At 63.3% G+C, this 13,552-nt stretch carries 13 protein-coding genes; 9 read left to right on the forward strand and 4 right to left on the reverse strand.

Features of this window, described 5'->3' with window-relative positions; translation table 11 throughout:
• Window positions 1-96: 96 nt before the first annotated feature.
• From AC5RVB_RS05490 to AC5RVB_RS05525, 8 genes are all read left to right on the forward strand, one after another.
• Window positions 97-1,509 carry a dipeptidase gene (locus AC5RVB_RS05490; RefSeq protein ID WP_227927778.1) on the forward strand — a complete coding sequence of 471 codons (1,413 nt, stop codon included), beginning with the start codon at window positions 97-99 and terminating at the stop codon, window positions 1,507-1,509.
• A gap of 157 nt (window positions 1,510-1,666) precedes the next feature.
• Window positions 1,667-2,047: a HesB/IscA family protein gene (locus AC5RVB_RS05495; RefSeq protein WP_227901813.1), complete on the forward strand. Its 381-nt coding sequence runs from the start codon at window positions 1,667-1,669 to the stop codon at window positions 2,045-2,047.
• A 184-nt stretch (window positions 2,048-2,231) separates the two neighbouring features.
• Window positions 2,232-3,089, forward strand: coding sequence for an aa3-type cytochrome oxidase subunit II (gene ctaC, locus AC5RVB_RS05500; protein WP_227901814.1), 858 nt, complete (start codon window positions 2,232-2,234; stop codon window positions 3,087-3,089).
• Window positions 3,090-3,098: 9 nt separating this feature from the next.
• Window positions 3,099-4,826: an aa3-type cytochrome oxidase subunit I gene (gene ctaD, locus AC5RVB_RS05505; RefSeq protein WP_227901815.1), complete on the forward strand. Its 1,728-nt coding sequence runs from the start codon at window positions 3,099-3,101 to the stop codon at window positions 4,824-4,826.
• Complete coding sequence (locus AC5RVB_RS05510) at window positions 4,823-5,224, forward strand: cytochrome c oxidase subunit 4 (RefSeq protein ID WP_227901816.1); 402 nt, start codon at window positions 4,823-4,825, stop codon at window positions 5,222-5,224. The genes ctaD and AC5RVB_RS05510 overlap by 4 nt, the downstream gene beginning before the upstream one ends.
• Window positions 5,225-5,345: 121 nt before the next feature.
• Window positions 5,346-6,281 (forward strand): 5'-3' exonuclease, encoded by a 936-nt coding sequence (locus tag AC5RVB_RS05515; RefSeq protein ID WP_494142168.1) that lies wholly within the window; start codon window positions 5,346-5,348, stop codon window positions 6,279-6,281.
• A 147-nt stretch (window positions 6,282-6,428) separates the two neighbouring features.
• On the forward strand, window positions 6,429-7,226 hold the full coding sequence (locus AC5RVB_RS05520; RefSeq protein ID WP_423723316.1) for a GntR family transcriptional regulator: 798 nt from the start codon (window positions 6,429-6,431) through the stop codon (window positions 7,224-7,226).
• 130 nt (window positions 7,227-7,356) lie between these two features.
• Window positions 7,357-7,914, forward strand: a complete 558-nt coding sequence (locus tag AC5RVB_RS05525) for a hypothetical protein (protein ID WP_227901818.1) — start codon at window positions 7,357-7,359, stop codon at window positions 7,912-7,914.
• Window positions 7,915-8,018: 104 nt separating this feature from the next.
• On the opposite strand, the gene qcrB is transcribed toward AC5RVB_RS05525, so the two are convergent.
• From qcrB to ctaE, 4 genes are all read right to left on the reverse strand, one after another.
• A complete protein-coding gene (gene qcrB, locus AC5RVB_RS05530) occupies window positions 8,019-9,704 on the reverse strand; it encodes a cytochrome bc1 complex cytochrome b subunit (protein WP_227901819.1) in 1,686 nt (561 codons plus the stop codon).
• Between the two features lie 2 nt (window positions 9,705-9,706).
• Window positions 9,707-10,738: a cytochrome bc1 complex Rieske iron-sulfur subunit gene (gene qcrA, locus AC5RVB_RS05535; RefSeq protein WP_227927780.1), complete on the reverse strand. Its 1,032-nt coding sequence runs from the start codon at window positions 10,736-10,738 to the stop codon at window positions 9,707-9,709.
• A gap of 85 nt (window positions 10,739-10,823) precedes the next feature.
• Window positions 10,824-11,624 carry a cytochrome bc1 complex diheme cytochrome c subunit gene (gene qcrC / locus AC5RVB_RS05540; protein ID WP_227927781.1) on the reverse strand — a complete coding sequence of 267 codons (801 nt, stop codon included), beginning with the start codon at window positions 11,622-11,624 and terminating at the stop codon, window positions 10,824-10,826.
• Between the two features lie 80 nt (window positions 11,625-11,704).
• Entirely contained in the window at window positions 11,705-12,343 is a 639-nt protein-coding gene (gene ctaE, locus AC5RVB_RS05545; RefSeq protein WP_227901822.1) for an aa3-type cytochrome oxidase subunit III, read from the reverse strand.
• A 160-nt stretch (window positions 12,344-12,503) separates the two neighbouring features.
• On the opposite strand from ctaE, the gene trpD reads away from it, so the two are divergent.
• Window positions 12,504-13,550, forward strand: coding sequence for an anthranilate phosphoribosyltransferase (trpD, locus tag AC5RVB_RS05550; protein ID WP_227901823.1), 1,047 nt, complete (start codon window positions 12,504-12,506; stop codon window positions 13,548-13,550).
• Window positions 13,551-13,552: the final 2 nt, after the last annotated feature.

The following is a 13,552-nucleotide window of genomic DNA, read 5'->3' on the forward strand; positions in this document are numbered from 1 at the left end:
GTCCGGGGGAGCGGCGGGTAACGCCTGTGCTGCTGCCCGCCCGGCGGCAGGCAGCACACTTCAATGCGAACCCGGGCCGGATGTAGGGTTTTGGCTATGACTTCCAACCCTGCCCCCGAGCACGACTCGTCACCGGACGTGCATGAAGACTCCTTGCGCGCCAGCGTGGCCGCAGACTTCCCCCGCACCGTCGAACAGCTCAAATCCCTGGTCAGCATTCCGGGCATAGCCTGGGATTCCTTTGACCCCGAGCACCTCAACCGCAGCGCCGCCGCCGTCGCCGACCTCGTCCGTGAGGCCGGCATCGAGGATGTGCAGGTGCTGCGCGTGGATAACAACGGCACCCCCGGCGGCCCCGCCGTCGTCGCCCGCCGCCCCGCCCGCGACGGTGCACCCACGGTGCTGCTGTATGCCCACCATGACGTGCAGCCGCCCGGAGACCCCGATCTGTGGGAGTCCGATCCCTTTACGGCGCAGGAGCGCAACGGCCGCCTGTACGGGCGGGGTGCTGCCGATGACAAGGCCGGCATTATGGCCCACATCGGTGCCCTCCGGGCCCTGACGGACGTGCTGGGGGAGGACTCGCCGGTCGGCGTCACACTCTTTATCGAGGGTGAGGAGGAAGCCGGTTCGCCCACCTTCCGCACCTTCCTTGAGACCTATCAGGACCTGCTCCGCGCCGATGTCATTGTTGTCGCCGATTCAGGCAACTGGAAAGTGGGCGTTCCGGCCCTGACCACAAGCCTGCGCGGCCTGGTGGACGGCACGGTGGAGGTCCAGGTCCTGGACCACGCAGTGCACTCGGGCATGTTCGGCGGTCCGGTGCTGGATGCGCCGACACTGCTCGCCCGGCTGATCGCCACGTTCCACAACGACGCCGGCGACGTCGCCATCGAGGGCCTGGTCTCCGGTGATGACGCAGCTGTGGAGTATCCGGAAGCGGACTTCCGTGCGGATTCCTCGGTGCTCGAGGGTGTCCGGCTGGCCGGCACGGGGTCGATTGCCTCCCGGCTGTGGACCAAGCCCGCCCTTTCCATCATCGGCATCGACGTCCCCACCGTCGCCATGTCCTCCAACACCATCCAGCCCAAGGCGCGGGCCAAGTTCAGCCTGCGGCTCGCTCCGGGCCAGAGCCCCGAGGCAGCCATGGAGGCCATTGAGGCCCATGTGCAGGCCAACGCCCCGTTCGGCGCCAAGGTGACGTTCACGCCGGGGGAGCAGGGCAACGCGTTCGCAACCGATACCAGTGCCAGTGCGGCGCGCACAGCACTCTGGGCCCTGGAACGGGCCTGGGGCGTGGAACCGGTGGAATCCGGAATGGGCGGTTCCATTCCGTTCATCGCGGACCTGGTGGACCTGTTCCCCGAAGCCCAGATCCTGATCACCGGTGTGGAAGACCCGGATTCCCGGGCGCACAGCGCCAATGAGTCACTGGACCTGAATGACTTCCGCAACGCCATCCTGGCCGAAGCGCTCCTGCTTGCCCGCCTGGGTGCCCGGCAAGGTTAGAACTGCCTGCGTACGGATGCAGGGCGGGAATTGATTCCTGCCCCGCATCTGTTAGATCGATGGGGACCACCAGACGTACCATTGAGACACTGGCCGCGGTCCGCGGCAGGCGCGACGGCCTGCCGAACGGACGGCCAGCTGAGGAAAGAGAGAAACTATGAGCGTTTCCACGAGCGAAAACAAGACCGCTGCGGCAGAGGCAGAACTGCCCACGCATGAAGTACTGCTCTCGGATGTGGCCGCCCAGAAGGTCCGCAGCCTGCTGGAGCAGGAAGGCCGTACCGACCTCCGCCTCCGGGTGGCGGTGCAGCCCGGAGGCTGCTCGGGACTCATCTACCAGCTGTACTTTGACGAGCGCGTCCTCGATGGCGACGCCGTCCGGGACTTCGACGGGGTTGAGGTCATTGTGGACAAGATGAGCGTTCCGTACCTTTCCGGCGCTTCCATCGACTTCGAAGACACCATTTCGAAGCAGGGGTTCACCATCGACAACCCCAACGCCGGAGGATCCTGCGCCTGTGGAGATTCCTTCCACTAAGACGCAAAAGGCTGACGGCCCGTAACAGCAGAGCTTTTTTTGCCCGGCGCGGCGGCGATCTGTCACTGGATCGCCGCCCGTACGGGTAAGCTCTACACGTAGTAGTAAAACTAATGTCCGCAGCCGGGAACTTTTTTGTCTCCGGCCGGACAGCACTTGCACGCAACAAGAGGAAGGGCCGTCTGTGAGTTCGCAGGACCGAACCAGCAGCCGACGCGCCAGGATCTTAAAGATCTCAGCCGTAACGTCGGCCGGCGCGTTGTTTTTATCGGGGTGTACATCGGATGTCCAGAAGGGCTGGCTGCCTACGGACCGCGACACCACTAACCACACCGGCCGCATCATGGACCTTTGGGTCAACTCATGGATCGCCGCACTGGCAGTAGGTGTCCTTACCTGGGCGCTTCTGCTGTGGTGCATGGTTGCCTACCGCCGCCGGAAGAATGAGACGGGCTACCCCCGCCAGCTCAGCTACAACCTGCCGCTGGAAATCTTCTACACGGTGATCCCGCTGTTTATGGTCCTGGTGTTGTTCTACTTCACCAACCAGGACATCCAGGCGCTCAACGAGCGCAGCGATGATCCGGACAAGGTCGTCATTGACGTCCGCGCCAAGCAATGGTCCTGGGACTTCAACTACGTCAACGAAGACAAGTACAGCCAGGGCGTCCAGGTAAACCTCGACGGCCAGGAAGTCACGCAGGACAAGTTCCCGACGCTGGTACTGCCCGTTGACAAGACAATCGAACTGCAGCTGAACACCCGCGACGTGCAGCACTCCTTCTGGGTGCCTGCCTTCCTGCAGAAGATGGACGTCTACCCCGGCCGCACGAACTACATCACCCTCGAAACCGGCAAGATCGGAACCTTCGACGGCAAGTGCGCCGAGCTCTGCGGCGAGTACCACTCCGAAATGCTCTTCAACGTCGACGTGGTCTCGGAAGACGATTACAACGAATACGTAGCCGGTCTGCCCGACGGACAGGTCACGGGCGAGTACGACCGTATGTACAACTCAGAATCAAGCGAAGTAAGGAGGTAGGAGGACGCTATGACTACTCTCGAATACACTTCGGAAGATTCCGGCACCAAGGTTGCACCACGCGTAGTACCCGTCTCCAAGGGACGCATTGTCGTCAACTGGATCACCTCCACTGACCACAAGACGATCGGGTACATGTACCTGATTGCCTCATTCATTTTCTTCTGCCTCGCAGGCGTGATGGCACTGGTCATCCGCGCGGAGCTGTTTGAACCCGGTATGCAGATCCTGCAGACCAAGGAACAGTACAACCAGCTGTTCACGATGCACGGCACCGTGATGCTGCTGATGTTCGCCACCCCGCTGTTCTCCGGGTTTGCCAACGTCATCATGCCCCTCCAGATCGGTGCGCCGGACGTTGCCTTCCCGCGTCTGAATGCCCTGGCGTTCTGGTTCTTCCTCTTCGGCAGCACCATCGCGGTGGCCGGCTTCATCACCCCTCAGGGCGCTGCGTCCTTCGGCTGGTTCGCTTACGCGCCACTGTCGAACACCACGTTCTCGCCGGGTGTCGGCGGTGACCTCTGGGTCTTCGGCCTGGCGCTCTCCGGCTTCGGCACCATCCTGGGTGCGGTCAACTTCATCACCACCATCATCTGCATGCGTGCCCCGGGCATGACCATGTGGCGTATGCCGATCTTCACCTGGAACACCCTGGTCACCGCCATCCTGGTGCTCATGGCGTTCCCGCCCCTGGCTGCTGCACTGTTCGCCCTTGGTGCGGACCGGCGGTTCGGCGCAATGATCTTCGACCCCGAACGCGGCGGTGCCATCCTGTGGCAGCACCTGTTCTGGTTCTTCGGCCACCCCGAGGTGTACATCATCGCGCTGCCGTTCTTCGGCATCGTCTCGGAAATCTTCCCGGTCTTCAGCCGCAAGCCGATCTTCGGCTACAAGGGCCTGGTCTACGCGACCATCGCCATTGCCGCACTCTCCGTGACCGTGTGGGCACACCACATGTACGTCACCGGTGCTGTTATGCTGCCGTTCTTCGCCTTCATGACCATGCTGATTGCGGTGCCCACCGGCGTGAAGTTCTTCAACTGGATCGGCACCATGTGGCGGGGCTCGATTACGTTTGAGACCCCCATGCTCTGGAGCATCGGCTTCCTGATTACCTTCCTCTTCGGCGGCCTGACCGGCATCATCCTCTCGGCACCGCCGCTGGACTTCCACGTTTCGGACACCTACTTCGTGGTGGCGCACTTCCACTACGTGATCTTCGGAACCGTGGTCTTCGCAATGTTCGCCGGCTTCTACTTCTGGTGGCCCAAGTGGACCGGCAAGATGCTCAACGAACGCCTGGGCAAGATTCACTTCTGGCTCCTGTTCGTCGGCTTCCACGGCACCTTCCTGATCCAGCACTGGCTCGGTGTGCTGGGCATGCCGCGCCGCTACGCGGACTATCTGGTGGAGGATAACTTCACCGCAATGAACCAGTTCTCCACCATTGCCTCCTTTGTCCTGGCTGCCTCGATGATCCCGTTCTTCTGGAACGTGTACATCACCTGGCGCCACGGCAAGAAGGTGGAAGTGGATGACCCGTGGGGCTTCGGCGGATCGCTCGAGTGGGCTACGTCCTGCCCGCCGCCGCGCCACAACTTCACCTCGCTGCCCCGTATCCGCTCGGAGCGTCCGGCCCTGGACCTGCACCATCCGGAACTGCAGCAGCATGTAACTGACGAATCAGCCGCGGCCAAGGTCTTCGGCCCCGGCGACCGGGAGGAAAAGGTCAAATGAAAGTAGAGACTAAGCTCTTCGCTTACATGACGCCGTTCTTCCTGGTGGTCGGTGTGGTCTACGGCTACCTGGTGGAATGGATGGAGCCCGTAGGTTACCTCGCGCTCTTCCTGACCGCAGGCATGTCCGGCATGATCGCCTTCTACATCGGCTTCACCGGCAAGCGCGTTGGTCCCCGTCCCGAGGACCGGCTGGATGCCGAAATCCATGAAGGCTCCGGCGAACAGGGCTTCTTCAGCCCCTGGAGCTGGTGGCCGCTGCTGCTCGGTGCCGCCGCAGCCACCGGATTCCTCGGCATGGCAGTGGGCTGGTGGATCCTGTACATCGGTATGGGTATGGCCATCATCGCCCTGGTCGGCTGGGTCTTCGAATACAGCCGCGGAAACCACGCACACTAGGACAAGCGGCAACGCTTAGCCAGTAAAGAGAAGGACCTGCAGGTAACTGCGGGTCCTTCTTTTTCGTGCGTTTGCAGGGCGCAGCCGCACGCGGGGGGAGTGCAGTGTGTAGGGTGCTGCTATGCCCCAGCGCCTTATGCTGCTCGATACTGCCTCCCTCTACTTCCGCGCCTTCCACGGCATCCCGGATACCATCCGGCGCGACGACGGCACACCCGTGAACGCCCTCCGTGGCCTGCTGGACATGATCGCCCGGCTTGTGGCCGAGTTCCGCCCCACCCATCTGGTGGCCTGCTGGGACAATGACTGGCGCCCGGCGTGGCGGGTGGAGCTTATTCCCACCTACAAGGAGCACCGGCTGTCGGCCGCCGGTCCTAGCGGCGCCGAGGAGGTGCCCGCCGGACTAACCGCCCAAATACCCCTGATCCGGGAGGTCCTGGCCACATCAGGGATCGCCGTTGTGGGCCGGGACGGATATGAGGCCGATGATGTCATTGGAACATATGCGGCAACCGCCGAAATGCCGGCAGACGTGGTTACGGGGGACCGGGACCTGTTTCAGCTGATCGATGACGCCCGGGAGGTCCGCGTGCTCTACACCGCACGGGGGATGAAGAACCTCGCCGTCCTGGACGAAAAAGCGGTGGTGGCCAAATACCGCGTCCTTCCGGGCCAATATGCCGACTACGCCACCCTGCGCGGAGACCCGTCCGACGGACTGCCGGGGGTAGCCGGGATCGGGGAGAAGACGGCCGCCGCGCTGTTGGGCGAATACGGCACGCTGCAGGCCCTCCTGACGGCCGCCGCGGAGCCGGACAGCCCGGTATCCGCCCCGGTCCGGGCCCGGCTCAGCGCAGCCCGTGACTACCTCGCCAACGCACCGAAAGTTGTCCGGGTGGCGCGGGACGTTGCCGTTCCTTCACTCAACGACGCCGGTGCACGCCTGCAGGCGCCGGCAGGGGAGGACAGGGCGCGGTTGGAAGCACTGGCAGCACAGTGGAACGTGGAAGGCCCCATGAAACGTTTCCTGCAGGCGCTGCAGGGCAGCGGAGGCTGAGTACCTGCGGCATGTCCGGGTCCCGGCGCCCGGCGGGATGTGCCCCGGCGATGCCGGTATTCTTAGACGGCACTGGTTTTCCCGGCGGAAGGGGCGAAGCAACAGAATGCAACGAATCGGAACAAGGCCCGGCACGGGAACTCTACTGTGAACAGCCATCGGCTCCGCCTGCTCAGCGAAGGCATAGATACCGGCACGGGAGTTGCCAAGCACGTCCAGCTGCAGGGTATCCTCCGCCGCTTCGTGGAAACGCACGCCCGGGCGGGCGATGTCATTCCATCCGAACGGGAACTCTCCGAACACTTCGCCGTGGCCCGCATGACCATCCGGCAGGCCGTGGACGCCCTAGTCGCCGACGGCGTCCTGGAACGGGTGGTTGGCCTGGGCACGTTCGTTGCACGCCCCAAAATGGACCTCCAGGTCCAGCTGACCTCCTACTCCGAAGAAATGCACAGGCGGGGGATGGTGCCCGATGCACATGTCCTCAGCTTCGAGCAGGTGGGCGCATCCCCGCTGGTGGCCAGGGAGCTGCAGATCGATCCCGGACAGCCCGTGGTGCGCTTTCGCCGTCAGCTCCTCGCAGACGGTGAACCCATGAGCGTTGACGAGAACTTCATCCCGGCACACTATGTGCCGGGAATCCTCGAGGAGGATCCGCCGACGTCCTTGTACAACGTGCTGAGTGAACGGTACGGCCTGGTGATGGAATGGGGTGAGGATACCATCGAGGCAACCGCAGCATCCGCGTCAATTGGGCGGCTCCTCAACGTGGAACTCGGTGCACCCGTGCTGAAGATCCAACGGCATGCCTATGTCTCGCGGTCGATGGTGGACTACTCCGTGTCCTACTACCGGGCGGACCGGTACAAACTGTGGGTGCCGCTCCAGCGCCCGGGCGTCCGCACACCGCGTTCGTATCACCCGCGCCGGCATCCCGGTTCCTAGCCGCCGGCCCCCGGCCAGCCAATTTCCTTCCATAGCCAGCCAGCCGCCTTCCCGGCCCTGGCGGCCAGCCGGCCACAGCGGCCATACCGCGGCCGGCACCACACCCCCAGCACGAAGAGGACAGAAAATCATGATCACCATCCGGATGTATAAGCGCGATGAAGCAGGGGTGCTGCACTTCCGCGAGGCCCTCTACGAGGAGGACGAGGGGCAGCTGATGCTGACCTCGGGCCCGGTGGGCCATGAAGGCTCAGCGAAGGTCCAGCAGGTGGCTCCGGAGGCGGCGGAGGGCCTGCTCCATGCCTTCGCCGTGGCCTCGGCGGAAGACGGCTACTCCGAGCTGGAACCGGACGAGCAGCACTGGGTTATCGCCCAGTACGCTCTCAAGACCGTCTCCGGCACGGAACGGGACCGCTACCTGGAGCACAAGGCCACCCAGGCCATCTCGTCCTACTTCCTGTGGCGAGGGTTGGGGGAGGTGGACCACACTGAGTTCGCACCGCGGAAACTGAACATCTATTGCCTGGTGCCGGACGTCAAGCTTGCGGTGGCCGGGCTCAAAGTGGTGCTGCGCGATCCGCTGCTGGACTTTACCAAGCTCTCCATCGGGTCCGCCCCGGTGACCGACCTAGGGGCGCTGCGTAAGCGCCACCCACTGCCCGCCAAGCAGCCTTTTACACTGGCCTAGCCGGCCGCGGCACCGGTACGTAGCCGGGGACAGACAAGGGAAGGGCCCGACCGGATGATCCGGTCGGGCCCTTCCCTTTGGTGCTGATACGCCTTACGGCTGGATCAGTGCTGTTCGATCGATGCCTGGTCGTCGGCCTTGGCCTCAACCTCGGCAGGCGACTCGTGGTGATGTGCGTTCTCCAGCTCGGACGGCGTCACCGGGGCGACACGGTCTTCGAAGAAGAAGCGGGAGATCTTCGCACGGCGCTTTTCCTTGCGGGAGATCTTGCCGTTGGCATCCGGCTGGGCCGGCAGTGCCTTGTAGGACTCGAAGTCCACCAGGCGGTAGCGCTTGTACTCGTCCAGCGGCTCGTGCACCTCGATGTACTCACCGTGCGGCAGCCGGACAATGCGTCCGCTTTCCACGCCGTGGAGCACAATCTCGCGGTCCTTGCGCTGCAGTGCCAGGGCAATGCGGCGGGTAATGATGAATGCCAGTACCGGGCCGAGGAAGAACAGGACACGGAGCCAGTAGGTCACATCGTTGAGCGAGACATGGAAGTGCGTGGCGATGAGGTCGGAGCTGGCTGCAGCCCACATAACGCTGTAGAACGTGATGCCGGCAACGCCGACTGCCGTACGGAACGGTGCGTTTCGCGGGCGGTCAAGCAGGTTGTGTGTCCGGTAGTCCTTGGTGAGCCAGGCTTCGATCCACGGCCATGCGAACAGCAGGGTGAAGACCAGGCCTGCCGGCACCAGGGCCGGGAGCAGGACGTTTAGGACCAGGGTGTTATCGCCCCAGGGGAACGGGATAACCCATTCGAAGGGGAACGCACCCAGGAACCCTGGCATCAGGCGCAGCGCACCGTCAACCCAGCCGATGTACCAGTCAGGCTGGGTACCGGCAGACACAGGCGACGGGTCATAGGGACCGTAGTTCCAGATCGGGTTGATCGTGAACAGGCCCGCGATGATGGCAATCACGCCGAAGACGATGAAGAAGAATCCACCGGCCTTGGCTGCGTAGACGGGGCCGACAGGGTAGCCGACCACGTTGTTGTTCGTACGGCCGGGGCCGCGGAACTGGGTGTGCTTGTGAATGACAACCATAAACAGGTGCAGGGCGATCATCAGCAGGATCAGCGCGGGAACCAGGAGGATATGCAGCACGTACAGACGGCCGATAATCGCGGTTCCGGGGAATTCACCGCCGAAGAGGAAGAAGCTGATGTAGGTGCCCACCACGGGAACCGACTTGATCACGCCGTCGATGATGCGCAGGCCGTTACCGGAGAGCAGGTCATCGGGGAGGGAGTAGCCGGTGAAGCCGGCGGCGAGGGAGAGGATGAGCAGCGTACCGCCCACCACCCAGTTGAGTTCGCGGGGCTTGCGGAAGGCGCCGGTGAAGAACACGCGCAGCATGTGCACGGAGACCGCCGCTACGAAGAGCAGTGCGGACCAGTGGTGTACCTGGCGCATAAAGAGGCCGCCGCGGACATCGAAGGAGATGTTCAGGGAGGATTCATAGGCCACTGACATCTCCACGCCGCGCAGCGGCACGTAGCTGCCTGCGTAATGCGTTTCCGCCATGGACGGATCGAAGAAGAACGTCAGGAACGTACCGGTGAGCAGCAGGATGACGAAGCAGTACAGTGCAACTTCACCGAACATAAAGGACCAGTGGTCGGGAAAGACCTTGCGGCCGAACTCCTTGACCATGGCCGAACCGCTAACCCGGGAGTCAACGAAGTTCGTGATGCGGCCAAGACGGGTCTTGGCCTGGTACGGCGTAGCAGAGGGAACACTCATGGTTAGCCACGCTCCCAGTAGCTCGGTCCAACGGGTTCTTGGAAGTCGTCAGTTGCAATCAGGTAACCCTCATCATCAACGCCGATCGGCAGCTGCGGCAGCGCGTGGCCGGCCGGGCCGAAGATGACCTTGCATTCCTGGGTCACATCGAAGGTTGACTGGTGGCACGGGCACAGCAGGTGGTGCGTGTGCTGTTCGTACAGTGCCACCGGGCAGCCGACGTGGGTGCAGATCTTGGAGTAGGCCACGATGCCGTCAACGGCCCAGTCTTCCCGGCCGGGGGACGGGTTCAGCTCGGAGGGGTCCAGGCGCATCAGCAGGACAACTGCCTTGGCCTTCTCCTCGAGCTTGTGCTCCTCCAGGTCCTGCAGGCCTTCCGGAATCACGTGGAAGGCAGAACCGATGGTGACATCGGAGGCCTTGATCGGAGTGCCGCTGGGATCGCGTGCCAGACGCAGGCCCTTTTCCCACATGGTGTGCCGCAGCGTGTCACCGGGCAGCGGGCCCAGGTCGCGGAAGACGGCAATGGCGGGAAGGGGAGCCAGGATCATGGCGCCGAGGAGGGTGTTGCGGATCAGGGGACGGCGCTTGATGCCGGTCTCCTCGATGATGTCGCCCACCATCTTTTCAGCGATGACGCGGTCCTCTTCGGGCCGGATCTCGTGGCGTTCCTCCACGATCTCGTGGTCCGGCATAAGGGTCTTGGCCCAGTGCACGATACCGACACCGATGCCGAGCATGGCAAAGGCGGTACCCAGGCCGAGGAGGATGTTCTGCAGCCGCAGCGTAGCGATGCTGGCATCATCCAGTTGGATGCTGAAGTACCCGATGAAAAACACGATGGTACCGATGATGGAGATGACGAACAGAAGCGCCACCTGCCGTTCGGCCCGCTTTTCGGCGCGGGGATTAACGTCGGCTAGACGAGGGCGGTGCGGAGGAAGTCCCGGATCCTGGAACTTCTCCCCATCTCCCTGGCCAGCCGTAGCGACGGTGCCCGAGGTGTTCGGACTGCCGTGACTATGGTCGCCCATGATCCCCCTCATCCTTCTCTGAAAACTGCATTTATAGACCTATGTGTAACTGTGATGTCACCCGTGCGGGTGAGCGCGGCGGTGGTTAGGAAGACCGGGAGGTCAACCAAATGGTGAAAGCGATGATGATTCCCAGACCAGCGGTCCAGATAAAGAGACCCTCGGAGACCGGACCCAGCGAGCCGAGCTGCGCTCCACCGGGGGAGCCGCTTGTCTCGATGTCCTTCAGGAACGTGATGATGTCCTGCTTGTCCTCGGGGGAGATGTTGGTGTCGTTGAAGACAGGCATGTTCTGCGGGCCGGTGACCATGGCCTCGTAGATGTGCTTTTCGCTGACGCCGTCCAGGGACGGGGCGAACTTGCCGCGGGTCAGCGCACCGCCGGCTGCGGCGGCGTTGTGGCACATGGCGCAGTTGACGCGGAACAGTTCGCCGCCGTTGGCGGAAGCTTCCTCGTCGGAGGTGTCCGGCTCAAGGTATTCCGAATCCGGAACTGCAGGGCCGGCGCCGAGGCTCGCAACGAAGGCAGCCATCTGAGCGGTCTGCTCCTCATCGAACTGGACAGGCTTCTGCTGGGCCTGCGGGCCCTGCATGGCCATCGGCATACGGCCGGTGCCCACCTGGAAGTCCACAGATGCGGCGCCGACGCCTACCAGCGAAGGCCCGTTCTCGGTGCCGGTGGCTTCAACGCCGTGGCACGTTGCACAGTTGGCGACGAAGAGCTTCTGCCCCTCGCTGACGTCTTCGGCAGTGTACGTGGTGGTCGCGGCCTGGGCCTGGTTGGTGCCGTTGGCTACGGCATAGAGACCACCCGTAACGAGGAGTCCCAACAGCAGCAGCGCGACTGCTGCGAGGGGATGACGCCGCCTTTGCGATAGTGCCTTCACTTCGTAGTTCCTAACTTATGTGGTCTTTGGGAAACAGGTGCCACTTTGGGGTATTTCGTGGGTGCGGTCCTCAAGCAGTGTTACTTGAGGAAATAGATGATGACGAACAGGGCAATCCAGACCACATCAACGAAGTGCCAGTAGTACGAGGTGACGATCGCCGAGGTCGCTTCGAAGTGTCCGAAGCGCTTGGCGGCGTAGGCACGGCCGATGATGAAGAGGAACGCGATCAGTCCGCCGGCCACGTGCAGGCCGTGGAAACCGGTGGTGAGGTAGAACGCGGAACCGTAGGAGTTCGACGAGAGGGATACGCCTTCAGAGACGAGCATTGCGTATTCGTAGGCCTGTACGGAGACGAAGATCGCTCCGAGTACGAAGGTCAGCAGGAACCACTCAGTCATGCCCCAGCGGGAAAGCTTCAGGAGCCCTCCGGTGCGGCGTGCCTGAAGCCGTTCTGCGGCGAAAACGCCAGCTTGGCAAGTGAAGGAACTGGAAACAAGGATCACCGTGTTAACGAAAGCGAACGGAACATTCAGCTTCTCCGTCTCCATGGCCCACAGATCGCTCGACGTGGAGCGAAGGGTGAAGTACATGGCGAACAGGGCAGCAAAGAACATCAGTTCACTGGAGAGCCACACCACGGTTCCAACGGAAACCATATTGGGGCGGTTCAGCGTAGGGTGAGCCGGGGTACTGGGGGCATGGGTCGCTGTTGTCACATAGACATTATGGCGGTAAAACCGCCCAGTTCTCCAACAGATGGAGGCGCTCGGCGCGTCCAGGAAGGCGACCGGACCCCCGGATCCCAGTACTGGCGCGGAAATGGGGGTTCCAGAAACAATCCAGCAATTTCTACGAATCGTAGATAACCTAAGGTGTGTGACTACCATTCCGACTTCAACGGACACCTGGCCGAGCCTGATTACTGCCCTGATTGAGGGCAGGAACCTCGGGACGGAGCAGACCCGATGGGCCATGGCCGCGATCATGGCAGGGGAGGCCACGGACTCGCAGATTGCGGGCTTCCTGGTTGCCCTCCGGGCCAAAGGGGAGACCGTTGACGAGCTCACGGGGCTGGTTGAGGCCATGCTCGCCAGCGCACGGCCCATCCATATTCCCGGTGACACACTGGACATCGTGGGCACCGGCGGGGACCGGCACAATACGGTGAATATCTCCTCAATGGCTGCCCTGGTCTGTGCCGGCGCCGGAGCGAAGGTGGTAAAGCACGGCAACCGGGCGGCGTCGTCGTCCTCGGGATCAGCCGACGTGATCGAGGCACTCGGCGTGCGGCTGGACCTTCCGGTGGACCGCGTTGCGCAGGCTGCGGTGGAGGCGGGAATCACGTTCTGCTTCGCCCAGGTGTTCCACCCCTCCATGCGGTTCGCGGCCGTGCCGCGCCGCGAGATGGGGGTGGCCACCGCGTTTAACTTCATGGGACCGCTGACCAACCCTTCGCGGCCGAGCGCCTCGGCGATCGGTGTGGCGGATGCGCGTCTGGCGCCGCTGATGGCGGGGGTGCTGGCGCGGCGCGGCGTGCGTGCCCTGGTCTTCCGCGGGGATGACGGCCTGGACGAGATGACCACCACCGGCGTGTCCACCGTCTGGGAGGTCCGTAACGGGGCCGTGAGCGAGTCAGTAGTGGATCCCCTGGACCTGGGGATCAGCAGGGCCACGCTGGAGGATCTGCGGGGCGGAGACGCGGCCGCCAATGCCGCCGTTGTGCGCAGCGTGCTGGCCGGTGACAAGGGCCCGGTGCGTGATGCTGTAGTGCTCAACGCCGCCGCGGCCCTCGTGGCACTGGATCCGGAGGCTGAGGGCACCCTGCCTGAACGGCTGGCGCGGGGGCTGGAGCGGGCCTCTGCATCCATTGACAGCGGTGCGGCCCAGGCTGCCCTGGACCGCTGGGTGGAGGTAACCCGCTAGGT

The sequence above is a fragment of the Arthrobacter sp. Y3225209 genome (genome assembly GCF_059090685.1).